This is a genomic window from Halobacteriovorax sp. DPLXC-1, assembly GCF_036903125.1.
GTDB classification, from domain to species: domain Bacteria; phylum Bdellovibrionota; class Bacteriovoracia; order Bacteriovoracales; family Bacteriovoracaceae; genus Halobacteriovorax_A; species Halobacteriovorax_A vibrionivorans.
Genome location: NZ_JAYMCO010000001.1, coordinates 815987 through 841548, shown reverse-complemented (window position 1 = coordinate 841548; position 25562 = coordinate 815987). Strand labels below are relative to the sequence as shown.

General features: G+C 36.1%; 23 protein-coding genes. 4 read left to right on the top strand and 19 right to left on the bottom strand.

Annotated elements, in window-relative coordinates:
• Positions 1-28: 28 nt before the first annotated feature.
• The 9 genes from VCM44_RS04070 to VCM44_RS04030 all read right to left on the bottom strand — a co-directional run bounded on the left by VCM44_RS04070 (position 29) and on the right by VCM44_RS04030 (position 9286).
• On the bottom strand, positions 29-1165 hold the full coding sequence (locus tag VCM44_RS04070) for a chorismate-binding protein (RefSeq protein ID WP_334678077.1): 1137 nt from the start codon (positions 1163-1165) through the stop codon (positions 29-31).
• Entirely contained in the window at positions 1158-2504 is a 1347-nt protein-coding gene (gene dnaB / locus VCM44_RS04065) for a replicative DNA helicase (protein WP_158536738.1), read from the bottom strand. Before dnaB ends, VCM44_RS04070 begins: the two co-directional genes overlap by 8 nt.
• Before the next feature lie 108 nt (positions 2505-2612).
• Positions 2613-3227, bottom strand: coding sequence for a 50S ribosomal protein L9 (gene rplI, locus VCM44_RS04060; RefSeq protein WP_158536739.1), 615 nt, complete (start codon positions 3225-3227; stop codon positions 2613-2615).
• Between the two features lies 1 nt (position 3228).
• Positions 3229-4239: a DUF2232 domain-containing protein gene (locus VCM44_RS04055; protein WP_334678076.1), complete on the bottom strand. Its 1011-nt coding sequence runs from the start codon at positions 4237-4239 to the stop codon at positions 3229-3231.
• 53 nt (positions 4240-4292) lie between these two features.
• Entirely contained in the window at positions 4293-4904 is a 612-nt protein-coding gene (rpsR, locus tag VCM44_RS04050; RefSeq protein ID WP_158536740.1) for a 30S ribosomal protein S18, read from the bottom strand.
• Between the two features lie 321 nt (positions 4905-5225).
• Entirely contained in the window at positions 5226-5840 is a 615-nt protein-coding gene (locus VCM44_RS04045) for an LON peptidase substrate-binding domain-containing protein (RefSeq protein WP_114705473.1), read from the bottom strand.
• A gap of 47 nt (positions 5841-5887) precedes the next feature.
• On the bottom strand, positions 5888-7459 hold the full coding sequence (locus VCM44_RS04040; protein ID WP_114705474.1) for an Rne/Rng family ribonuclease: 1572 nt from the start codon (positions 7457-7459) through the stop codon (positions 5888-5890).
• Between the two features lie 181 nt (positions 7460-7640).
• Positions 7641-8855 (bottom strand): NupC/NupG family nucleoside CNT transporter, encoded by a 1215-nt coding sequence (locus tag VCM44_RS04035; RefSeq protein ID WP_120405302.1) that lies wholly within the window; start codon positions 8853-8855, stop codon positions 7641-7643.
• A gap of 38 nt (positions 8856-8893) precedes the next feature.
• The gene (locus VCM44_RS04030) at positions 8894-9286 is read right to left on the bottom strand and encodes a hypothetical protein (protein ID WP_162929679.1); all 393 of its coding nucleotides are present in this window, start codon (positions 9284-9286) and stop codon (positions 8894-8896) included.
• A 167-nt stretch (positions 9287-9453) separates the two neighbouring features.
• On the opposite strand from VCM44_RS04030, the gene VCM44_RS04025 reads away from it, so the two are divergent.
• From VCM44_RS04025 to VCM44_RS04015, 3 genes are all read left to right on the top strand, one after another.
• Entirely contained in the window at positions 9454-10773 is a 1320-nt protein-coding gene (locus VCM44_RS04025) for a thymidine phosphorylase (protein ID WP_120405304.1), read from the top strand.
• Entirely contained in the window at positions 10773-11594 is an 822-nt protein-coding gene (locus VCM44_RS04020; protein WP_114705478.1) for a purine-nucleoside phosphorylase, read from the top strand. Before VCM44_RS04025 ends, VCM44_RS04020 begins: the two co-directional genes overlap by 1 nt.
• An 89-nt stretch (positions 11595-11683) precedes the next feature.
• Positions 11684-13021: a 3'-5' exonuclease gene (locus tag VCM44_RS04015; RefSeq protein WP_334678075.1), complete on the top strand. Its 1338-nt coding sequence runs from the start codon at positions 11684-11686 to the stop codon at positions 13019-13021.
• Here the strand turns inward: VCM44_RS04015 and VCM44_RS04010 are convergent.
• The 6 genes from VCM44_RS04010 to VCM44_RS03985 all read right to left on the bottom strand — a co-directional run bounded on the left by VCM44_RS04010 (position 13018) and on the right by VCM44_RS03985 (position 19737).
• A complete protein-coding gene (locus tag VCM44_RS04010) occupies positions 13018-14466 on the bottom strand; it encodes a histidine kinase dimerization/phospho-acceptor domain-containing protein (RefSeq protein ID WP_334678074.1) in 1449 nt (482 codons plus the stop codon). The two genes, VCM44_RS04015 and VCM44_RS04010, sit on opposite strands and share 4 nt — an antisense overlap.
• The gene (gene xseA / locus VCM44_RS04005; RefSeq protein WP_334678073.1) at positions 14463-15764 is read right to left on the bottom strand and encodes an exodeoxyribonuclease VII large subunit; all 1302 of its coding nucleotides are present in this window, start codon (positions 15762-15764) and stop codon (positions 14463-14465) included. Before xseA ends, VCM44_RS04010 begins: the two co-directional genes overlap by 4 nt.
• Positions 15765-15830: 66 nt before the next feature.
• On the bottom strand, positions 15831-17183 hold the full coding sequence (locus VCM44_RS04000) for a S41 family peptidase (protein ID WP_114705482.1): 1353 nt from the start codon (positions 17181-17183) through the stop codon (positions 15831-15833).
• A 15-nt stretch (positions 17184-17198) separates the two neighbouring features.
• On the bottom strand, positions 17199-18263 hold the full coding sequence (locus VCM44_RS03995; protein ID WP_334678072.1) for a murein hydrolase activator EnvC family protein: 1065 nt from the start codon (positions 18261-18263) through the stop codon (positions 17199-17201).
• The gene (locus VCM44_RS03990) at positions 18248-19045 is read right to left on the bottom strand and encodes a hypothetical protein (protein ID WP_114705484.1); all 798 of its coding nucleotides are present in this window, start codon (positions 19043-19045) and stop codon (positions 18248-18250) included. Before VCM44_RS03990 ends, VCM44_RS03995 begins: the two co-directional genes overlap by 16 nt.
• Positions 19033-19737, bottom strand: a complete 705-nt coding sequence (locus VCM44_RS03985) for a cell division ATP-binding protein FtsE (protein ID WP_120405308.1) — start codon at positions 19735-19737, stop codon at positions 19033-19035. The genes VCM44_RS03990 and VCM44_RS03985 overlap by 13 nt, the downstream gene beginning before the upstream one ends.
• Before the next feature lie 223 nt (positions 19738-19960).
• Between VCM44_RS03985 and VCM44_RS03980 the strand changes: the two genes are divergently transcribed.
• Positions 19961-20788, top strand: a complete 828-nt coding sequence (locus VCM44_RS03980; RefSeq protein WP_114705486.1) for a hypothetical protein — start codon at positions 19961-19963, stop codon at positions 20786-20788.
• Here VCM44_RS03980 and VCM44_RS03975 read toward each other — a convergent pair whose 3' ends face one another.
• From VCM44_RS03975 to VCM44_RS03960, 4 genes are all read right to left on the bottom strand, one after another.
• A complete protein-coding gene (locus VCM44_RS03975) occupies positions 20789-22219 on the bottom strand; it encodes an HD domain-containing protein (protein WP_334678071.1) in 1431 nt (476 codons plus the stop codon).
• Positions 22220-22301: 82 nt separating this feature from the next.
• Positions 22302-22475, bottom strand: coding sequence for a hypothetical protein (locus tag VCM44_RS03970; protein WP_158536743.1), 174 nt, complete (start codon positions 22473-22475; stop codon positions 22302-22304).
• A gap of 68 nt (positions 22476-22543) precedes the next feature.
• Complete coding sequence (locus VCM44_RS03965; protein ID WP_114705488.1) at positions 22544-24091, bottom strand: sigma-54-dependent Fis family transcriptional regulator; 1548 nt, start codon at positions 24089-24091, stop codon at positions 22544-22546.
• Between the two features lie 130 nt (positions 24092-24221).
• Positions 24222-25556 carry a hypothetical protein gene (locus VCM44_RS03960; protein ID WP_334678070.1) on the bottom strand — a complete coding sequence of 445 codons (1335 nt, stop codon included), beginning with the start codon at positions 25554-25556 and terminating at the stop codon, positions 24222-24224.
• Between the last annotated feature and the right edge of the window lie 6 nt (positions 25557-25562).

The following is a 25562-nucleotide window of genomic DNA, read 5'->3' as shown; positions in this document are numbered from 1 at the left end:
AAACTATCAAATTGATTGTAAGATTTTATTAGAAATTTACATCTTTAAAGAAAACCTTAAGAAAACTATTAGATTTTGCCAGTAACTCATCGAATTCACTGACTTCTTCACTAAGTAGTGTAATACCACCCCCACTTCCGTAACGGGCCGCACCAGTGGACTTAATTACATCTAAAGAGCGTATATTAATCGATGCCTTAGCTATCTTATCAACGGCCAAAACGGTAGAACCCGTATATAGCCCACGCTTTTGCGCTTCGATTTCTTTAATTAACTTTAAGACTCTCTTCTTTGGAGCACCGGTGATGCTACCACCAGGAAAGATGGCCTTGAGTACTTTTGGAATATTTAAATGATCTTCTTTCACGCTTATTCTTGAGTATTGATGAATTAAGCCCGGTACTTCAAAGAATTCACGCAATGATTCGACAACTGAGAAATTCTCACCAATGCCAGAAAGGTCGTGGCGTAAAAGATCCGTAATAATATTGAGCTCACTTTCATTCTTTACATCACCAATTAAAGAATCACGTCCCAACTCTTTTTTAATTGTTCCCTTAATAGGCCTTGTTACGATTTTCTTTTCAATAAAATCATACTCAAAAAGGCACTCTGGTGAATTACTTAGAATAAGTCGATCTTGTAGCGGCAGGTTTATTAAATGTGCAAACTCTCCCAGACTTGAAAAGATTGATTCATATCGAAATGACTTTTCTAATAAAGAAATATCATTAACTTCTAATGGAATTATGTGAGTAAGGTTTAACTGATAGCAATTGCCATCTAAGAGGTTTTCATAAGTTGCCTTGAACTTATTACGATATTCATCACGAAAGCTTTCACAAGTAATCCTTGCACCACTGAGAGCATCATCTTCAATCGTGGTGAGCTCACTAGTTGATTCAAAGTTTATGAATGTAGCAAGATTAACCTCTTCTTGTGTTAATAAATCATCCCACTGAAAGAGATGTCCTAATTCATATTCTAGGATTTGAACTTGCCACTTTTTATTAAACAATTCATCAAATGCTTGGGTATCAAACTTTTGAACTTCATTTGTTAATACATTCGTAATGGATTTATTTGTAACTTGAAAATATTGGACAGGCTTCTCAAGTTTTAAGAAGCCTGATTCTGTTTTAAAGAGAGCGTAGCTCTTATCCACCTGGTTGGTCTTCAGCACCATATGCAATGTTCTCAAAACTAGTATGAGCACCAACGAAAGTTAGCTTCGCTGTTCCGACTTCACCACCACGGTTTTTACCAACAATTACTTCTGCAATCCCTTGATCTTTAGTATCAGGATTGTAGTACTCATCACGGTAAACGAACATAACGATATCGGCATCCTGCTCAATTGAACCAGATTCACGAAGATCGGATGTCATAGGACGCTTATTTGGTCTTGCCTCAACACCACGGTTAAGCTGTGATAATGCGATTACAGGACACTCAAGTTCTTTGGCCATATTCTTTAGGCCCCTTGAGATTTCTGAAATCTGCTGCTCACGAGGCAGGGCCTTATTATGTGAACTCATTAGCTGAAGGTAGTCGATAACAACCAGACCTAGACCTTCAGATGCCTTAATCTTACGACAGGCAGACTGAATATCAAGTAGGTTTGTACCAGCATTATCGTTGATATAAATTGGAAGTTCAGCAAGTTGCTTAATCCCTTGCCCAATTCTTCTTAGATCTGTTTCTAAGAAATCTTTTGTACGAATTCTCTTAGAATCAACTTTAGCTCTTTGAGTTAGAAGTCTCATTGAAAGTTCTTTTGCCATCATCTCCAGTGAGAATAGAGCAACAGGAAGCTTTGAGATTTCACATGTATTTTGAGCAACGTTAAGAGCGAGGGCCGTCTTCCCCATGGCAGGACGGGCAGCAAGGATAATTAGCTGACCAGCTTGCATACCAAGTAAAAGCTTATCAAGTGCAGGATAACCAGTAGGTACACCTTGAATCTCACCCGCTTTACGTGAAGTATCCTCAATCTCTTTAATATTCTCTTTTAGACATTCATTAAGCTTAACCATACTTCCTTGCTTGGCCTCATTTGTAAGACCAAAGAAAGTTGCTTCAACTTCTTGAATGAAATCCTGCGCATTTCCAGAAAAGGTTGCACCCTTATCTGCAACTTTACGGGCCTGACGAACAAGCTCTCTTAGAGATGCCTTATCGCGAACCGTCTTTGCATAGTGACGCAGGTTTACACTTGAAACCTGATCTTCTGTAATATCGAGGATAAATCCTTGTCCCCCAATCTCCTCAAGACGATTATGCCCTGAAAGATGTGAACAAATTGTTACGTAATCAACTGGACTATTTGAATAGACCATATCTTTAATAGCATCAAATACAATTCCATACTTTGGATCGTAGAAATCTTTTCCTTCAAGTTTTAAGTCTGAGATTTCATCAAAAGACTGACTGTCTAAAATTAGACAAGAAAGTAGCGACTTTTCAGATAAAGTATCATTAGGAAGTGTGATTCCCTTTTTCATGTTTGTATTGTTGCCGTTGGATAAGTCAACCATATCTGCCCCGTAATATGATTAAGTAATAGAAAGAAAAAGGGAGGCTTTAAGCCCCCCTCTTAATATTTAGAAAAATTAGCTTCTAAGAATTTTATTAGCTTCCATTTTAAGCTTTTCATCTTCAGTCATTTCAGCTTTTTCTTCACCGTCAGTACCGTTTTCAGCTTGTTCTTTTGCAAGAGCTTCTTTAGCAGCTTTAGCAGCAGCTAGTTCTTCAGCTTTTTTCTTGTTCTCTTCTTCTTGCTTTGGATCCATTTTTACAGTTACTGTAAAAGCAGCTTCAATTCCAGAGAAGATAGTAGCTTTAACATCAAATTTACCAACTGAACGGATTGGCTTCTCTAGAAGAAGGTGTCTTCTTTCTACAGTGTGACCAAGCTTTTCAAGTTCTTGTGCAAGATCGTTAGTTGTAACAGAACCAAATAGTTTACCGTTAGTTCCAACTCTTTTTACAAGATCAATATTTAGACCGTCGATAGCTGAAGCAACTTTCTTTGCTTCACCTTTGTTTTCTTCTACTTTTTTAGCAAGTAGTTTTTCGTAGTGCTTAACCTGTGCTGTGTTTGACTCATCAGCAAGAACTGCAGCACCATTTGGGATTAGGAAGTTTCTTGCATAACCAGCAGATACGTTAACGATCTCACCAACGTTACCAAGAGACTTTACAGTTTCTTTAAGAATAACTTTCATTTTATAGCTCCTTATTTTTTTTAAAAAATCTTCTAAAGTTGGCCCATCCATCGATGAGTCCAACAATCGCAATAAAGCGATGGGCAAAGAAAATAGTCATGATAGCAAGAATTGAGCGAACAAAACCTGTTACCTTGATGTATTTTAGGAAATCGAGGTAAACCCCCATTCCTTGAAAGAAGTAAAATACGCCTAAGCACATTAAAATGTTAAGGCCAACAACCTCAACAACTTCTCCTCCTAAGTATTCCCCGCCTAGAAATAATGCTAAACCAGCAATCAAAATATATGAAAAGAACTCTGGTACTTGGAATTTCACAAAGTCTTTTAAGCTATACTCATGCCCATGTAGCATTTTCCACATTTTTGCATTTCTTAGTAACATGAAACTTGTTAACCAAAGGATAAAGAATGTACCAACAAAAACCACTGAAAAGAACCATTGATAAATCATCTTGATGATTTTCTCTGGATGCTCCATAAGGTCTTGGTAAGCTATTGCCATCTCCCCACCACGAGCAATGAAGTCTTCATAGTCAGGAGCACTCTTTAATTGATCAATATTTTCTGTAACAGTTGTTGTAATCGCTTGAGAAAATGTCGATGGAAAAATTAATTCAACCATCCCAATTAAACTAAAGATTACAATTAATAGTAAAAATCCTCTTCTTAATAACCCTGTAACAGGATTTTCATTGCGAAGAATTGTTGAAGCACTTAGGAATCCAATAATCACAGCATAGAAAACAACATAAGCTGAATTCGCCAGAATTATGAGTCCTTCTCCAAATTGCGCCACAATTAATGAGAGAATAATTACTGAACCAAAAGTTACAAAAGTCTTTAAGTTCCCGTATAGCAAGAATGCAAATGCAGCAGGAAGTGGAGCGAAGATTGCAAGCGGACCTGCTGTGCTCAATATCAAACAAACCACGCACAAGAAGATAAGCTTCCCAATAGTGAAGTTCTCTTTTGAGATTGGTGTGAATGTATTTGGCTTTTCTTCTTTCATTTAATACTTAATTTCCACTATTTCCTTAATTACATTAAATCTTCAATCACATCTTAGTGAGCGAAGTCACCTCTAACGTGAGATACTAGACCAATGTTTCTTGCTCTTTTAATAGCACTTTGGGCCCATCTGTGGTGCTTAGTAGAAACACCAGTTACTCTTGCTGGTTGAATCTTACCAAACTCGTTAACAAGCCAGTTATAAGTCTTTGGATCTTTCCAATCTGCAGTGATGCTATTTGCTTTGAACCAGCAGTGCTTTCTCTTAGCAAATCTTCTCTTATCTTTTTCTGCACCTTTATCTAGTTCATCAGTTTGTGAACCTGGGTGAGCTTTTGAGAATGGAGTCTTGTAGTTTTTAACAGCTGTTTCAGCATCTGCTTCGTCAAGTTTAACGATTAGGTACTTGTGTACGTGCTCGTTAATTCTGAAACGTCTTTGAAGTTCAGTGTTAAGGTCTTTGTTTCCTGAAACGATGAAATAGATGTAGTTACCTTGTTTCGCACCGTTCTTGGCAGTTTGAGCAAAAGTTCTCATTCCCCAATCATCAGTAAGGTGAACATCACCATCATAAGATTTTGCAACTTCAGCAACTAAATTTTTAAGTTTAGTTTGTTGCTCTTCAGTAGCGCTTGCGTGAGCTACTAATGCTAACTCATAAATCATACTTTATCTCCTGGACAATAGTTGTTATTGGCTTCCCTACCACAGGGAAGCGAGTAAAATTAACGGTCAAATGTGGTGCTAATCTACCAGTAACCTGGCCTTGTGTAAAGGAAGTTCAGGTACGCAGCACCTTTATACAATTCTAATAACTTACATCATATATACAATCAAGTGATTTAGTAGTTTCAATACTTTAAGAAGTTGAGAGAGGAATAACATCCGTAGCCCGAGCGAAATGCATGAAAAAAAATGGTAAATAATTACAATTACGTGAACAAATAAGATCTAAGCTACTGAAATTGTATAAAGGTGTCGCGTACCTCAGTTCATCCATTCAAGAAGAACATCGATTTTGGCATTGATGTCATCGATTTCGAGGATGCCCTGCTTCAAATCAGGGGAAGTTATAACAAATTCAGTGATGGCCCCAACAAGAACAATCGGATCTTCCGCCGCGTGCATAAGAGCATCATACTCGGCCTGATTTTTAAAAAACGACTTGGCCCATTCACGAAATACGAGCTGCAGTTTTTGCAATGAAATCATATGCTCTGGCATCACTGTTAAAAACTCAGGAATATTTTCCACTTCGATTGTATTATATGGAGCATCTTCGTTGTAGACACTAATGATTTCACCTTTTGCAAATGGCTCAAGAACAACGAGCATACTGCCATCTTTCGACTTTTGAAGAATCTGCACACGCCCAAGGCCAGTAATTCTTCGCACACTTCCATACTTTTCATGCTCTATAGGAATACTTCCGTGATCAGCTGAAGCATGCTGGCCGAGATTAGCATATGTCAGAGCAACCGGAACCCCTTCCATTTCAGCATCATGAATCATGCGAATATAGCGGGGTTCAAATATATTGAGGGGTTTTCTCAGAATTGCCTGATACGAAACTTTATGTAATGGGAATAGAAATGCTCTCATATAAAGTTCCCTATCGTACAGCCAGGATGCGAAGCAACCCGGCTATTTTAGAAAATCTCGTATTGTTCAACGTGATACGAGTTCTCTGAGCGAATCTGTAGCGTTACGCTAAACACTTCTTCAATCGTCTCTATGATATCCAGCTCTTCACTACAAAGAGAAGCTGTAACCTCAGGATGAGCGTAGATTGAAATCTTCTTCTGCTGTGGATTGTTACGAATTTTCTTTTTAAGTTCGCGAACAATCTCGTAACAAACAGTATGTACTGTCTTAACAATTCCATTTCCTTCACAATACGGACATGGCTCACACATAATACGAGTCAGGGTATCGCGAGTTCTCTTTCTCGTCATTTCAACGAGTCCAAGTTCAGAAATAGGTAAGACCTTTGTCTTTGATCGATCTTTCTTTAATGCCTCAACAAGGGTGTTATAAACGGTTTCACGATTTTCAATTTTTTCCATATCGATAAAATCGATAATGATAATCCCACCGCAATTTCTAAGCCTTAGCTGATAAGCAATTTCTTTTACGGCCTCAAGATTTGTTCTTAGAATCGTCTCCTCTAAGTTCTTGCGCCCAACAAATTTACCAGTGTTAACATCAATTGAAACAAGTGCTTCAGTTTGATCAATATTAAGTGATCCACCAGAGCGAAGGTAAACTTTATTACTTAGTCCCCTTTCTATCTCAATTCCTACACCAAACTTTTCAAAGATTGGATTAGTCTCATCAAAGAATTTTGCCTTACCTTTAATCTGTGGCAGATACTTAGTAGCAAATTTCTCAACTTCCTTAACGCCATCTTTGTCATCGATAATAATATTATCAACATCTTCATCAGTTATATCTCGTAAAACTCTCTGAATAAAAGTTAAGTCTTCATAACAAAGAGCTGGAGCTTTTTCTTTTTCTGACTTCTTTTGAACTTCTTTCCAGATTTTAGTGAGCATATCGTAGTCAGTTTTAAGAGTTTTATATGAACTCCCCTCTGCTACTGTTCGTGCAATGACACCTTTTCCTTCTGGACGGATTGTCTCAAGCATCTCTTTTAAACGATCACGCTCTTCTTCATTTTCAATACGACGAGAAACACCAGTGTGCTCAATAAATGGCATGTAAACCACATAGCGTCCTGGAATTGTGACATGACGAGTAACTCGTGGCCCCTTTGTCGAAATTGGCTCCTTTGCAACCTGAACAATGATCTCATCCCCTTCTTTTAAGAATGATTCAATCGTTGCCGTCTCTGGACGCATACGCATATCAACTTCTTCCGAAAGTGTTGCTAGCTCATCAGGAATAACAAGGCTTCGCTCTTTCTTTTCCTTACGAATCTCTTCCGCTTTCTTGGCCATCTCTCTTTGTTCATCAAGAGTTGGTAAGTATGCGTCATCAACGTAGAGGAATGCTGCTTTTTCGTAACCAATATCAACGAATGCAGACTGCATTCCAGGAAGAACTCTTAAAACTTTTCCTCGGTAGATATTCCCTAGCCTTGGATGAGGATTAGAGTCTGCTTTGACTCTCTCCATTAGAAAATCGAGAATCTCTCCATTTTCCATCAAAACAGCACGCCATTCGTTAACTGTTTTGTTAATAATCAAATCTTTAGACATATATATTCCTTTTAAACTTTATATCGTTCTTTCGATAACGCGCGAGGCAAATCGGCGAGCGCAGCTCAAGCCAAGACTTTAACCTACTAATAATTGTACGTGTGAGCAAGGTTTTACGCTAGAAGATATAATATTCCGCGTTAACCTACTCAACTAATCAGTTTTTTGTAAAATTAGAATTTTAGATAAAGATACCTGCCACACAAGCAGTCATGAAACATGCTAGTGTTCCAGCAATTAGAGACTTAACCCCTAGTTTTGCTAGGTCTTGCTTACGATTTTCAGCAATACCACCAATTCCACCGATTTGAATTCCGATTGAAGAGAAATTAGCAAAACCGCAAAGAGCATAAGTTGCAATAGTAATTGAGCGCTCTGATAAGTTACCCATATTGTCCTTTAGATCAAGATAGGCCACAAACTCGTTTAGTACGACTTTTTTACCAAGAAGCATTCCAACAATTTCTGCATCCTTCCACTCAACTCCTAGTAACCAAGCAAATGGAGCAAATAATTTCCCCATAATGAGCTCAAGAGTAATTCCTTCTGCTCCAAATAAACCGGTTACATAACCAATGGCACCATTAAGCATTGCTACAAGAGCAATAATGGCAATCAACATTGCACCAACATTAATAGCAAGTTTTACACCTTCACTTGCACCGTTGGCAGCAGCATCGATTAAATTAACACTATTATCTTTTAATTCTAATTTTAAATCACCTTGTGTGAGAGACTCTTCAGTCTCTGGAATCATGAGCTTGGCACAAACAAGTGCTGCTGGAGCTGACATTACAGATGCAGACAGTAAGTGAGCAGCATCAATTCCAAATCCAACATATGAGGCTAAAACCCCTCCTGCAACCGTGGCCATCCCACCAGTCATCAGGGCCATTAATTCAGATTGCGTCATTTTCGAAACAAGTGGCTTAACCACAAGCGGTGCTTCAGTTTGGCCAGCAAAGATATTTGCAGCTGCTGCTAGAGACTCTGCACCAGAAGTACCCATAACCACTGACATTACTTTTGCAAAAGCTTTGATAATGATTTGCATTATTCCTAAATGGTAGAAAACACTCATTAATGATGACATGAAAATAATGGTTGGAAGAACCATAACAAAGAAAATGAAACCTAGTTTTGGTACATTTGTTAATGGCCCAAAAATAAAGTTAGAGCCTTCATTAGTATAATTTAAAATGGCCGTAAAAAATCCACGCGCACCTTCAAAGAAGTTTTGCCCAACAGATGTTTTTAAAATGATTAGTCCAAAGAAAACCTGGAGAAGCACACCTGATATAACAAGTCGCCAATTAACTTTTTTGCGATTAGTCGATAAGGCAAAAGCGATTGCTAGCATAACCACTAGCCCAAGTGCTGAGATAAGTCTTTCCATTGTGTCCCCGATGTCAATTCAGGGCCATTATAGATTGATTAAAAATTAAATGTCCATCCCACTTTCGGATTTACACTATTAAATTTCTTGATATCTTTAGCTGTATTAGTAGCATGCCAATTTAAACGACTCTTTGTGTCGAAATTCTTAATACTTGTTTGCTGAATTGTTGCTTGAGATTTCTGAGCTTGATTATAAGCAACAACACCAACTCCAATGACAATCCCAACTGAAGCACCAACAAGAATATTCTTTAAATGGTCACTAGGCTCTTCAACAAATGAAAGTGTTGATAGACCTAGAATTGCTCCACCAAGACCGAGACCAGCAACTGTTGTTAGATCTCTAATCCCCTCTTCTTTGAAATCAGTTTGAGCAATTGAAGAAAATGAAAAACAAAGCGTTAAACATATTATAATTAATTTTTTCATGAACATGTAAATCCTAAAACGTTGGCGCAAAGCGCATTAAGTTTCATCATTGCCACCTCTAAAGGCCGCCACTATAATGACTCTTTTACTATTCTATACGCAGAAGTAATTTGATGCAATAAATGCGCGCCAAATTATGGAAATTGAAAATAAATTAAAGGAATACTATGTCACAAAACTTCAACGCATATCAGATCATTTCGAAAAAAAGAGATGGGAAGAGATTAACAGACGAAGAAATAAAATGGTTCATTAATGGAATCACTAATGGCGACGTCGCTGACTATCAAATGTCTGCACTTCTTATGGCCATCTACCTAAACGGGATGAATGTAAAAGAAACAGCGGCACTAACAGATGCCATGCTCTACTCTGGAAAAACACTCAAGTTTAAAGGTGTGAACGTGATCGACAAACACTCAACAGGTGGTGTTGGTGATAAGGCCTCTTTTATTCTTGGGCCAATCGCTGCAGCATGTGGTGTAAAAGTTCCAATGATGGCCGGGAGAGGACTAGGTCACACAGGTGGGACAGTTGATAAAGTAGAATCAATTAAAGGATTTAAAACATCACTGACTCTAGAGCAATTTAAGAAGCAACTTAATAAAGAAAAGATTGTTCTGATTGGACAAACAAAAGATATCGCTCCAGCTGATAAGATTATCTACGGACTAAGAGATGTAACGGGAACAGTTGAATCAATTCCTTTAATTACAGCTTCTATTATGAGTAAGAAACTTGCTGAAGGTGCCAACGGTATTGTTATGGATATCAAAACTGGTGATGGTGCATTCATGAGCGATCTTAAAGATGCAAAAGCTCTAGCAAAGAGTTTAAGAGATACAGCAAAGCGTTTTGATAAGCGTATGGTTACAATGATTAGTGATATGAACCAACCACTTGGTCAATATATTGGTAACTCACTTGAGATTATTGAATCAATTGAAACTCTAAAAGGAAATGGGCCAAAAGATTTAACGGACCTAAGTGTTAAGCTTGCTGGTGCCATGGTTTATATTGCAGGAAAAGCAGAATCAATTAAAGAAGGTGAAAAGAAAGCACGTGCAGTTATTGATAACGGAAAAGCACTTAAAGTTTTCAAGAATCTTATAAAAGTTCAAGGTGGAGATGAAAAAGTTTGTGATGACTACTCTCGCCTACCTGTTGCAAAACATAAGACAGTTTTTAAAGCACCTAAGAAAGGTTATATCTCAGCTATCGCATGTAAGCAGATGGGACTTCACTGTGTAAGTCTTGGTGGTGGACGTGCTAAAGCAAGTGATAAAGTCGATTTTGGTGTTGGTTTTGTATTAAATAAGAAAGTTGGTGAGCAAGTTGCTAAGGGTGATGAGCTTGTTGTGATTTATCATAATAAGAATCAGAAAAAACAAGTAGATGGTATTTTAGCTGATCTTAAAAAAGATATTAAAATCACTACTGCTAAGCCAAAGCCAACTAAGTTAATTTTTGAGACGAAGGAAATCTAATGAGTGATTTACTTAAAAGACTTGAAGAATCAAAAGACTATATTGCGAGCAAATTTGATAAGACACCAGAGATTGGAGTTGTTCTAGGTTCTGGTCTTGGAGGATTTGCGGATCTTTTAGAAAATAAAGTCGAGCTTCCTTACGAGGAAATTCCAGGTTTTAAAAAGACAAAAGTAAAAGGACACAAAGGACAATTAGTACTTGGTGAACTTTCAGGAAAAGTTGTTGCAGTTATGCAAGGACGAATTCACCGCTATGAAGGACACTCTCTTGATGAAGTTGTTTTTCCAGTACGTGTTTTAAAAACACTCGGTGTAAAGAATCTTATTATTACAAATGCAGCAGGTGGAATTAATCTTGATTATGGATCAGGATCTCTTGTTCTTATCACTGATCATTTAAATATGACTGGCGAGAATTGTCTTGTCGGTGAAAATATAGAAGAGCTTGGAACTCGTTTTCCAGATATGACTTATGCATGGTCACCTGCTCTTCGAGAAGTGGCCTTAGCTTCAGCAAAGGCAATTTCATATGACCTGAAAGAAGGTGTTTATGTTGGTGTACTTGGACCAACTTATGAAACACCTGCCGAAATTCGCATGTATCGTGGACTTGGTGGAGATCTCGTTGGAATGTCCACAGTTCAAGAATGTATCGCTGCAAATCATATGGGATTAAATGTCCTAGGTATCTCTTGTGTGACAAATATGGCGGCAGGGATTGAAAATACTGTACTTAATCACGATGATATTAAGCATGAAGCAGCACGTGTGATGGAAAAGTTCCTAGAATTACTAAAAGAAACAATAGCCCAAATTTAATAATTTCTCTCTACCTCGGTAGAGAGAACTTTGTTATAATAAATACAATATCTAACCACGAGTGAATACTCGGCTTTCATGGATTGTAAATGGAATCAAATTCGAATCAATCATCTAGAGAAATGCTCGAGGACATGAGTTTTTGTGTCTTTGATCTTGAAACGACAGGTGGAAATCAGAAAAAAGATAAGATTATCGAAATCGGGCTCGTCCAAATTGATAACTTAAAAGTTGGTGCTACAAAAAGTTTTCTCATCAACCCTGAAAGAAAGATTCCAGACTTTATTCAAAAACTAACTTCAATTTCCCAAGAAGAAGTAGAAGATGCACCAAAGATTGATGAAGTCATCGAAGAGGTTTTAGAATTTATTGGAGATCGCGTTCTCATCGCACACAACTCTTCATTTGATATCCCATTTTTAAATTCTGTTTTAAAAAGACTTGGGAGAAAAGAGCTAGAGAATAAGGGCCTATGTACAAACCTTATGACAAAATACCTTATTCCAACCCTCATGAACTCAAATCTAAATTATATGTCGAGAATCTTTGAAATCTCACATAACAAGGCCCACCGCGCTCTTGATGATTCAATTGCAACAGCGGAGCTATTTCTAAACTACTTAAATATATTTATTGCTAAGGGTATCAAAAAGATCAACCATCTCTACTACCCTAAAAACCGCTATGAATTGGACCTTTGTAATTTCAAAAAAGCATCGAGTAACTTGGAAGAAATTCGAGATAAAATGAAGTCGATTTTTGCTCCTTTTGTTATTACAGTAAAAGGAAAGAATGGAATTATTCTCTTCTCTTATCCTTGTACAAATAAAGAAAATGAAATTACATATATTTGTGATCGTATTGCTGAACTTGACTGGCAGACAATCTCAATGAAGCTTTCAGGGCCAATCCTTGAATCTCTTATTCGATTCAATCATTCATATGCAAAAATGGATGAGACGGACAAAGAGAAATCAATTGATCTATTAAAAGAGAACCTCATTGGTAAAGAAAGCCTCGAGGAACTAAAAAGCCAATACAAAGAAGAGTTACAAAAAATAAAACAATGTGACTTTGTTCTCATGAATCACCTGGTACCAGAGCAGTATACAATCTACCCTCTAGGTGCACTTGGTATTCGCCAAGGACTAATCTTTCGCTATCCGGGACACGATAAGAAATTAATTCAATACATTAATTCAAAAACCAACCGCAAGAAGTCAGGGAAGCTAAAAGAAGTTAACTTTCCAAAAGCACTAGCTGATATTACAAATCTCTATATGGCAAAGTGTATGAGAGAAGAGCGTGAACTTATCATCTTTAAAGACTCTTTTGCTTTAAAGAATAAAGAATTCTTCTTTGTTGAGTTTGAGAAATTCACACAGGCAAACCCTAATAGGTATAACTACCCAAAGGCTTTCATTTAGAGAAGATTATAGATAATTATATCTTGGCCAATGATATCCACACGGGAATTTTCAAGTCCTAATAAGTGACCAATCAGTCGCCCTAGAATCTTACTCTTTTGACCTTCTAGATTTAAATTTTTCACATTTAATTTGATGTCACTTCCATTTAAAGTGAAAGAACACTTTATAGTACTATCCCCTTTTTCAATGAGAAGTTCATGATTTTTTAAAGTCATCATCTCACTTAAAATTAAATAAAGAATAATTGGTAGTGAAGCACCACATATTTTTGCATTTTCTAATTGTGCTGAAACATTAGTTTCGATTGAAATCCCTGATTCAATTTTTCGATTACTAAGAAGTGTTGTTGCTTGCTCTAGAATTGTTCCAAAACTTTGGTCGAAACCTTGTTTTTCTTTAAGACGTGAAAAACCTAAGAATGTACTCACTAGGTTTTGACAACGTTTCGCTGATGCTTTCATCTCTTCTAAAGTTGCAGCATCTTCTTCGGCCCAGTCTTCGAGCTCTAACATATTAATTGCCGCTAGAATTCCCGCCAGTGGATTATTTAATTCATGAGCAATAGAGCTAGTAATAATACCAAGCTCTGAATGTGATTTTGAATAATTAAATTCTTGCCTTACAAGACAGATGATTTGTAGATGATTAGATGTTGACGATAGGATCTTATACTTATTTTCATCAATATCAATCCAGCCACTATCAACAGACTTTAGAAGTTGTCCTGGAGTTATTCCTAATTTTGAAAAATGATCGTTGTGAAAGTTTACAATATCATCATTTAAAATTACCACCGGAAAACTAAGCTGATTGATCAGCTCACTGATACCAATTGCTTCATTTGCCAAGTCTTTATCATTAGCACTGATAAGGGTGATGGCATTTGCGATTCCAATGGCAAACTCTTGAGTATTTTCACCTTTATTTTTTAAAAGATAATAATTCTCCTCATCTTCAAAACAATAGTCTTCAACGACTAAGTAATTTTGAGAAGTATTCTTTTTTATTTTTGTAATAGCGAATTCATTCTTAACATCATTGAGTTTAAAAATTGTACCGATAAAGTTACTATCACTTTCTTGATAGACCTTTTCAAGTATTACCCCACCTTCTCCAAGTTCATCTAAATTTGTTAAGTGCATGCTTTCATTTAACTTATAAAGTCGCTGTAGAGCGCGGTTAAAGTGCACTAAGTTCTTTAGGTGATCAATACTTTCAACTTCTATAAGACAAGATTGAAGCTTTATAATAAGAGGTGATCCTGATTCTATTTCAAACTCAATTGGATATTCTAGGTCTTCATGAACTGGAGTAAAGCCAGCATAAACGAGCTCTCTTAAAATTTCATCCTCAAGTGAGATATTAGTATGATAGTAGAACTTATCAACACCACTTGAAGTCGCATTGGCCTTTTCAGCACCTAGCTCCAATGAATTAATCATGCCTTTGCCCCCTTATGAAGAGTAACCTTGCCGTCGGCATAATGAATATCAACATCCACATTTGATAATTTATTCATCTCTTTTGCACTTCCAATAACCTTATCTCCAATTTGAGTATAAGCATAACCACGAGTTAAAACGTTACGAGGATTCAATGCTGAAAGAATCTTTTCAAATTCTAGGTTGCGATTTTTAAATACTTGTACCTTTTCTTTAATAGCACGAGATAGCTTTTGAGCGATACGATCAAGCTCATAGCTATATTCATATAGTGAAAGAATTTGTTCCTTTCTTTTTATTAAATTAAGTTTTTCAAGATCGTGTTTATATTCTGAAATCTTTGATCTAAGTGCTTGTAAGAAACTTAGTGGTGACGTTTCGGCCAGAACTTCATATCGAGTTCTAAGTTGGCCATCCATTGCGTTTTTAAGATCTTTTCTAACTCTATTTAAATCAGTTTCAATTGATAAAAACTTCTGCGTTAAAACTTCTGCGGCCGCTGATGGGGTCTCTGTTCGTAGATCTGCTACATAATCAGAAATTGTAAAATCAACTTGATGTCCTACTGCACTAATAGTTGGTATTGGACAATTATAAATATCCCACGCTAAAGCCTCATCGTTAAATGCCCAAAGATCTTCCATGGAACCACCACCACGAGTTAGAACAATAACGTCCAACATATCCTTAGTGCGCCCCTCTTCTTTTGCCTTGAGATGATATGCTATTAATTTCTCTAATGCTTTTCTGATTGAAGCTGGTGCGTTATCCCCTTGAACAAGTGCCGGTGATAATAAGACTTGGTGATAATCAGACCTTCTTGCTGCAACATTTAAAAAGTCTTGTAGTGCTGCTGCGCCGCGAGCAGTAATAACACCTATTTTCTTAGGCATTGAAGGAATTGGTATTTTTGAACTCATATCAAAAAGACCTTCTGCCTGAAGCTTCTTTTTTAATCTTTCAAATTGCTCCTGTAGATCACCTTTTCCAGCTGGAACGATACGCTTAACAATTAACTGGAACGATCCTCTTTTTGGGTAGACCGATACTGAACCAGAAACGATAACCTTGTCTCCGGCCTTGATATTTTTAATTATCGGATTTCTCATGGCGTCCCCTCTAAAGAGGGCCATATTCATCAAAGCATTTGCATCACCTAGTGAAAAATACCAATGACCAGCACCAGAAGAACTCAAATTTGAGACCTCACCTGTGACACTAATATTTTGGTAATTAGACTCGAGATTATTTTTTATATGGGTAATTAATTGGGATACAGAAGGTACTTTATTGGTCATTCAATAATGATGTCTTGAAAGGTGCGAAGTGAGAAGACGGACAGCGTCATCCCACTTCGAATATTTCTACATCTTCTTGAATTTATTAACAGTATTTAAGAATTTAATCGCCTGAATAACCTGATAGTCCTCTGAGGCCGAATACTTTCTATCTTTGTCTTTATTCTTGATATGTTTATTAATTTCACGTGCTCTTTCAATTCTCTTTTTACGAGCAATTTTCTCACGCTTAAGTCGCGCTTTTTTCTCTTCTTCAGTCTCAACAGTAGCAGTTAGGTGGTTTCTTAAATCAACTTCACGAATTCCACCATCGTCATACATATTCTCTTCAACAAACTCACCTTCGACCTGAGAAACCATAACATCTGGTTTGATCCCAAGGGCCTGAATCTTTCTTCCCTTTGGTGTCATATATTGAGCAATAGTAAGCTTAATTCCTGCATCTTCCGTAATTTGAGAAACAGTTTGCACACTTCCTTTACCGAAAGAATTTGTCCCAACGACAATTGCACGTTTATGATCTTGAAGAGCACCTGCTACAATTTCAGAAGCTGAAGCACTTTTTCCATCAATAAGAACGGCAAGAGGACAATCCAATTCTTTATGTCCGCTCTTTTTCACATAACGTATCTCTTTATTCTTAGGGTCACGTCCTTCTGTTGAAACAACGACTCCATCATTTAAGAAAATTGAAGATAGATTTACTGCTTCATTTAAAAGTCCACCAGGGTTTGATCTAAGATCAAGAACAACACCTTTAAACTTCTTACCTAATTCCTTCTTATGCTTTTTTAATGCACGAACAACATGTCTTGCAGCATCTTTTTGGAATTGGCTTAATCGAATGACTACATAGTCTTTAACAGCATACGACTTAACAGGCTTCGTTTTAATTTTTTGTCTTTTAACATCAAAGTAACGGATATCTCTTTCACCAGCTCTAAGGATACCTAAATTAATAACAGTTCCAAGATCACCTTTCATGCGATCAACGGCTTCATCAAGAGTTATACCTATTGTCGACTCATTATTAATCTCAACAATCTTATCACCTGGCTTAAGGCCAGCTTTTTCCGCAGGAGAATCTTCAATTGGTGTCGTAATAACAAGTACACCATCTTTTTGTGTTACTTCAATTCCAAGACCACCGTATTCACCACTTGTATCTTCTTGCATCTTTTTGAATACTTCTTTATCTAAGAAAGCGGAATGCGGATCAAGTGTTTGAAACATACCCTTAAGTGCTCCATCAATGAGCTTATCGATATTAACTTTTCGATAATAATTTGTTTCAATAATATGGATAACTTTATTAAAGAGCTCTAGTTTTTCAAAACGTGAAGCTTGTGAATCCTTTTCCTTGGCAAAGGTAGGAGTAACTAAGGCACTTAGAGCAAGGGCCAAAACTATCTTCTTCATATATAAATCCTAATCTTATAATTTTATTTTATCGTTAATTAACTGTGCTGTATTTTGTGCAGTATTCTTCTTTCTAACTTCAAAGTAAACCTTACTAAGATTTCCTTTCTTGATAGAAAAGCGAGTTTTAGCAAGCGTAGAGCCAAGTTTAACCTTTTGTCCTTTTTTCACACTCGCAGCAAAGTCGCCAAGATAAATACTTCTAACATCTCCACCATGAGCAACCATAATGACATTACCAACATTTGCAAGAGAACCAACATACTCAATTGTTCCCTCTTTAGTAGCATAAACACCTTCGCCACTTTTTACTGTATAAGTAATCCCCTTTGATCCATTTTCAGCTGAGATATATTTCTTTAAAGGAATTGCAAAATTTGCTGCTAGAGTTGCGGCAGAAGACTTACTCCCCTTTTTCGCTTTTGCAGCTTTTCTACGAGCTCTTTCTTTCTTTGCTCTTTGTTTAGCAAGATAAGACTTTTTTAACTCACCATATTCGTTTTTAAGTTTTTCATGATTCTCTTTTTCAGTAAGAAAGACCTTAACTGTTGAATTCTTTTCATTTTCAAGATTTCTAAGAACTGAATAAAGTTCTCTTTCAACTTTAGCAGTCTCTGTTAAGCGTGTTCTTAGATCAAAAACTTTCTTTTTTAGTTTTGTACAATATTCTATCTTCGACTGAATCTCTTTCTTTTCTTTCTTTAAAGATTTTAAGAGTAGTTGATTTTTTAATAAGTCTTCATGAGTTGAATTTTCAAGATAACTTAGGGCTACATGACGAATTGCTTTTTTAACTTTCGTCTTATCATCTTCTAACTCATATAATGATTGATTAAGGTTTTTTTCTATTTCAAATATTTTATAATCAAGATCTTGTCTTGACTTCATTGCTTGCAAGTAATCTTCATTCTTTATTTGTAGCTTTTCTTCAATTGAACGAATCTTCTTTTTATAAGAATTAATCTTTTCTCGACTACTATTAACCTCTTTCTTTACAGCGTTATAATTTGTCGCTGCATTAGAGTTTAAAGCAATTGAAGATGCAATTAAAAATGAAAGGAGTACTAAGCTTTTTGCCATTCAAGTTTCCCAAGCGTATACAAAGCTGATGTTGAAATTAATAAAGCGCATATAGTTGCGACCAAGATTTCATTTGGAGCAAAGAAAGCAAATGAGATAACAATTCCAAAAAGAGTCCATATAAGAATATTTGTTAAATACATCTTTAGAGCTACATTCTTTTTTCTTTGGAATTTCTCAATTAAATATGAAACTTGCTTAAGGTCTTTTCTAATTGCAACAAATGCAACGATCCAAAAGATTGAAAGAACAACGATAGCAACCTGTAATGGTCTTCGCTTAACTTCCGTCATAACTTCTTTCCATGACTGGTGATTCGAGATTTTCTTTCTAATACCACCTAAAACGACGTTATCTTTACCTGTAAGTCTCACTAAATACTCACGAATGAGATTAGTTGAACTCTCCGATACTTTCTCATCAAGAATAATTTTTAATCCTTTCATTGAGATAACTTCTGTAATTTCATTCTTATCTAGATCAAGAACATCTTTTAACTGTTTAGTAACATTTAAATTTTTAGAAGCACTAATACTTTCGATTGCCTTAACACCTGGAAGACCTTTAATTTTTCTTGTAATACTATTTGTATTTAGGTCGCCATCAACTAGTGCATTAAAGTAGTACTCATTTTGCATTGATGGAAGAGCACGAGAGATCTTCGCCTCAAAGTGATTATAATTTGATACGGCAACAACAAGAGTCATTGTTAAAATAGAAAATAGGATTTGACCAAAGAGATTGTTCTTTGAAAATCTTGCTAATTCCTTTAAATAAAACATGCATGCCCCGAATGAATAAGTCTAGAGTTGTCTAAGTGAATAATACGACCAGTGAATCTTTGCACTAGCTCGCGGTTATGAGAGGCCCAAATAATCGTTGTTCCTCTTTTAGAATTATAAATATTTAATAAATCAAATAAGCGCTTCGTATTATCAAAGTCTAAAGAGCTTGATGGCTCATCAGCAATGAATACATCAGGCTTAGAAAGAAGTGCACGAATGATGGCAACCTTTTGTCTGAGTCCCCCATTGGCATCTTTTGCTTTTAATTTTATACGATTTTTTATTCCAAGAATTTTTACTAACTCATTTAAATCACTTTCAAATTCTTTTTTTGAACGATAAACACTTGGATCAAATGAATACTGAAGGTTTTCAAGTAAGCTCATGTGCTCAACTAATCTTAAGTCCTGAAAAACCTGAGTTGTGAAAACGCGATCATCAATCTTAATATTTCCACTTGTTGGTGCAATATTACCAGCGAGTACGTTTAACAACGTTGTCTTACCAGCTCCTGAAGCTCCCGTCACAAAGACGATTTCACCTTTTCGAATCTGTAAATTAATTGAAGAAATGGCCTTGATGCCACCAAAATCAACCGTTACATTTTCTAGGTTAAAGCACATATTGGTGCTGAGGTTTTGATTACCAAAGAGTTGATGAGTTTGATTTGCGTAACTGCTTGAGATCATTGATATGAGTCCTTCATTATAATATTCAAATCTTCCTAACTTGAATGTGGGCAAAAATCCTCTTTGCCACAGTACAATTTTATAACAAAATCAAATATTAAGCAAAGGTGGATGAAAAAACCAACCCACCGCGTCAGTTATAGAAAAACTTAACATAACTCACCTTGAACATGGCCAATTTCGAACGTAGAATCATATAAATTTGATGCTCAAGGAGTCAGAAGTGCTTGAAAAAATTAATAATAGACAAGTGGATCCGAAACACCTTTCATCTTTTCTTAGATCACGAAATTGTATCGATGATTCAAGTGTCGATAATTGTCTATCATTTTATGACATCATCTATGTGATCCAAAATGACACCAATTCTGAAAGTAATCGCTTTAAAACCGAGTATATTGATCAACTAGAAATCAATTTAACTCTTGCTTATACTGATCGCCAATTGTGTGAAGAACAAATTCAAGAAGGTCAAAGGATTCGTCCCATTACAGTGGGAATGCTTTGTCGAGAAACAAAATCAAAATCTATCGAAGTCGTTGGGCTAAATATGGATAAAGATCTTGGTATGACAAATTTTGAAAACTTTATCTTTGTTCCACCATTTGATGAAATTACTGGCCAATATATTTTATCACCAAGAGATGAGGCCATATCATTATTATCAATAGATAATGAATCTCACCGCTTTATGGGTGTTGAAGCAACATTCTTTTCAATCACAAATAAAGGCCTTGTGACTTTTGGAAGTGAAGAAAGACAAGATTATCTCAATAACCTTATTGATAATTTAAGCTTTGTTATTCCAAGAATACCTCAGCCAAAAGGTAGTGCTAATATTATTTGCCTGCTATTAAATCTTGAAAACTCAATTGAAGAGAGAGCTTTTGTTCGCGATTATCCTACTTTTGATAATTATACAGAAGTCCTATTTGTAAATTCAGAGCTAGACTTGCTTACGGGAAATCTCAGTACTATTGATTACGATGGTGCAAGCCTTGAAGGTATTTATCTACCACTTATAAAGAGAGCGAAGGGACGTCTAAATTAATTAGATAATCCCTTCATCCTGAAGAATTTGATAAGCTCCATCTGAGCAGAAACAATTTGGCGTGTAGCTCATGGTATTTGATAGCTTAGAGATTATTGAATTCTCCACATCTGCTAAGAGCTGTACCTGGCCATCATCAAAACAAATTTTCACAGGATCTCTTTCAAGTAAAAGATTCGTTTTATTTGTTTCCTTTGCTAACTCTCGAGGACTTTTAACAAAGATAATTTTCTTCTTAGGAAGATCAGGGATAACCCAATCAGCAGCTCCACCTTTCATCTTTACAATATTGACAATATCTTGGGCCTTATTTTCTGTTTTCTTATAGAGCTTGTCATTAAAGCCAGTATTATCTTGTTCCAATAGGCTTTGTGAGAATTCGCTAATATCAATATTCTTAGCTCCATGACGAAGAAGAAGGATTTTTGCCATATCTTTAATATGTGGATAACCATCAAACTTTCCATCAACTAATAATTTATGAATCGTATTCATAAAGTATGAATCATTGAAACCATAGAATCTCATTGGATCGTTACTGATAATATCTAAGAGTTCACTGTAGCGATAAATATGGCCTTTCTCTAGCATATGATAACAAAGCGTATCAGCGATAGAGTCATATTTTGATCCACGAGGAGAGCGAATAACTTGTGAGTACCAAGCAAACCTTGCATTTAGAAAGTCCTCAACACAGTGAAGAGCATTTTCTTTGATTGCTAAGATATCATGTCCCGCAACTTTCTTCGTTGTGAAATGATGAAGAAGATACTCACGATCATAAGTTCCATATTTTAATCCCGTATAATGAGCATCTCTTAAAAGATAATCCATACGATCACAATCAATTTCAGAGTGTAGAATTTGATTGGCAAGAATTGAAGAGTGAGTTCCTTTTACAAGATCTGAAATTTCTTGTGGATCAATTCCATGATCTTTAAGAATACGTGTTAGACCACCTTCGTAATCAGTATTTTTAATAATAAATGAGCCAAGATTTTCGTGGTCATCTTTAAGACCTTTTCCACCTTTCTTATTAGTAGTCTCCCCTATTTTGATATAGGCCATCTCAGTTGTATGAGAAAAGAGAAAAGTACCAATATCGTGGAGTAAGGCAGATATACGAATGGCCTGATGATATTTGGCCTCTTTGGTTACTTGAACTTTTTGAAATAACTCGTGATCTTCAACACCTCGTCCAACAGATCTTAGAATATGATGAGCATTATTTAAAACACCAATTGAATGGCCATAGCGAGAGTGCTCAGCACCATGAAATACATAGAATGAAAATCCTAATTGTTTGATCCATCTAAGACGTTGAAAGAATGGGCTGTGAATGATTTCCATCTCTAGAGGAGTTAAATCAATAAAACCATAGAGAGGGTCATAGACCTTTAAACCTTTTTTGGTTTGTTCAGCAACTTCCATGTTGATCCTTTGAAAACTAAGATGCCCGTAAAATACGGGCATCTTATATTGTATGATATTTTTGCGACTTTTTGACAAGAAATTAAGATTTTTTCTTTCTTCCTCTTTTCTTTACAGGAGTTGTAGCAACTTTTAGAGCTTCGAACATCTTCTTAGCTTCAGCTCTTAAGTTATTTTCATAGATAAAGCGGTAAAAATTCTCTAAATCTGGTGAATTTCTGAAGTTCTTCGGTAGTCTATTGTCTTCTGTTGACATGGTTTCTCCTTATTAGACTGACATATTAACTTCAAAAACACGCTTTATCAATTCTGTTTAATCTTCTTTTAAGCTTCCTTAGCTTCAATCATTCCGTAGCTATGCAGCTTGTTATAAAGAGTCTTTACAGTAATACCAAGAACTTTTGCTGTTTTAGTCTTGTTACCACCTAAGTGCTCAAGTGTATGACAGATATGCTCTCTCTCAATTTCACCAAGCGTCATTTCTCTAAATACTCTAATCTCTTCTTTTTCTTCATTAATTTCTTGTTGCTCAACTTTAATGCTATCAGCTAAGTGATCTCTTTCAACAATCATTCCTGGTGATAGAACATAAGCTCTTTCCATTATTGACTGAAGCTCTCTTACGTTTCCTGGCCAATTGTAATCTTCAAGAAGTTTTACAACACCTGGAGACATCGACTTTTGTGTTTCAGCTGACTTTCCAAGGTTAAGGAAGTGGTTAGCTAGAACTTCGATATCAGACTTTCTTTCTCTAAGAGATGGTACTCTTAGACCAATAGTTGATAGATTGTAGAATAGGTCTTCTCTAAAAGTTCCTTCCTCTACTCTTTCTTTCATATTATGTGCTGATGCAGCAATAATTCTTACGTTTGATCTTAGTTTCTCATGAGTTCCAACTCTAGAATAAGCTAGGTCATTGATGAAGCTCATTAGTCTTGCTTGTACTTTTACAGGCATTTTTTCAATATTATTGATGAAAATTGTTCCACCATTAGCTGCTTCTAGGGCACCTTTCTTTACTCTAAATCCTCTAACAGCATCTACTTCTTCTTTTCCAAAGATTTCTGCTTCAAGGTAGTCATCGTTCCCCATTGAACAGTCTACAACGATGAATGCGTGGTTCTTTCTTTCTGATCGACAGTGAATTCTTCTTGCGATCATCTCTTTACCAACACCAGTTTCACCGGCCATATAAGAGTTAACATCTGATGCTGCTACACGATCAACAGCAATTAGAAGCTCTTGCATGATTTCTGATTTACCAATGATTTCTTTCTCTTGAGTAGTTGAACGAGAAAGGTTTACACCTGGTACAGAGTTCTTTAACTCATGGTCTTTTTCTTCAATTTTTTGCTTAAGTGACTCATTTAAGAATTTAGCTGAAAGATACATCTTCATATTCTTAAGTGGCTTTTGGATAGCATTTAGTCCTTCAAGCACAGTATTGATATCTTCTTTCTTAAAATTAACTTCTTCGTTATTACCTTTAAAAGAGATTGTTCCGATGATTACACCGTCAATGATCATTGGTACACATAATTCAGAGTGTGAATTTTCTTCTTTAGTAGAAGCAAAAAGTGGATCTCTTTGTACATTATTTGAAAAGTAAGCTCTCTTAGACTTAATTACATGTCCAACAGCTCCTAGTCCTTTTGAAACTCTCTTAGCGTTTTTAACTGCCTTAGCATTCTTAGAAACGATTCGACAGCTTCCATCTTCGTGAGCAAGGTTGATGATGATTTCATCGCATGCAATCTCTGATTTGAAGAATTTTGATAACTCACTAAAGAAAATCTGCTCATCTAAAGTTGTAAGAAGAGTAGACAGTAGGTTTTCAATTTTTGTTGATTCTTTTTTCATTTCGATTGTCATGTAAAAACTCCCGTGTATTTTTTATTGTGTGTGTCGCATAGTGTTAAACTATATTCATGATACAGTGCGTCTGAATTTTTTACAAGACTAAAATACTCGGGTGTTCAAAAAAAATATAGATATACAGTAATTACAGTGACTTAAGCCATCTACCACTTGTACACTTTCCGAAGTTTGAGGTCAGTGGACCCAGGATTTTACCCCAAGTGTCCATAATATAGACATTCTGAGTGGCCTTAGATTGTGAAATTACCCTCAAACTTGTAAAAATAATGAACTGTCCATCTTTTGAGTACTCAGGATCCTCATTTGAGCCGAAATCCTTCGTTAATCTCACTAGGTTTTGGCCATCGGCCCCTACCTTAAACAGGTCAAAACGGTTATCAAGCCAGCTAGAGAAGACAATCTCAGAGGCATTTGGGTGAAATCGTGGAGTCGCATTATACTTTCCAACGTAGCTGATACGCTTTACATCCTTCTCTAATCCGGAAGGATCCATCGTATAAATCATTGGTTTACCAGGTCTTCCAGAAAGGAATGTAAGGATTGTCCCCTCTGCATTAAGAGATGGGTCCACATCTGGTGCAAATTTCTTTGTTAATCGCGTAAGCTTTCTTGTCTTTAAATGCATACGATAAAGTTCTGCATTTCCTTGGTGAGAAAGAGTTAAAATGATCTCTTCTCCATCGTTAGTAAAGATTGCACCAGAGTTAAGACCTTTACGTTTAGAAAGGATCTTTGTTTTTCTAGTCGCAACATCGTAGATCATAAGGTTTACGTTCTTCTTTGCACCTTTTACTGATTCATCTATTAAGCTGTAAACAATCTTACTTCCATCATGAGAAACAGCAGGAGAGATAACAACTCCATTGTGCCAAGTGAGTCTCTTTGGATTTGCACCGTCAAAGTCCATGATGAAAAGTTCTTTCTTTCCTTCTGGTAATTTGTGATCTGAAACAAATACAATCTTGTCTTTAAAGATTGATGGCTTTCCTACAATAGCGCGATAAAACTTGTCTGCAATTTCATGGATTGCATTACGGTTATTTTGATCATATGCAATACTTCCTGTTACTAATTCTTTTTCGTTTGAAGTATTCCATAAACGATACTCAAGATTTGTTGTCCCGTTATCACGGTTAACACGAAAGCGAGCAAGAAAGTTTGTCTCCTTTGCTTTATAAGTAGAGAATCGTACATTATCAAAAGATGTTTGAGAGATTCGTCGCGGTAGAACCTGAAAATAATTTGAATAGAACTTAAAATCGTTTCTTACGATATTTATGTAATTTTCAGCAGCTTCTAATTCATTAGGCGTAAATGCACCCTCAGAGAAGACTTTTTCAACTAATAGGGTTTCTTTTACAACTTCTGCTTCACCAACGGAAACAACAGTTAGCCCATTTTCAGCAAAAACATTTGTAAATAATAGTAATGATATAAAAACTCTTAAAATATACTTCATTGTACC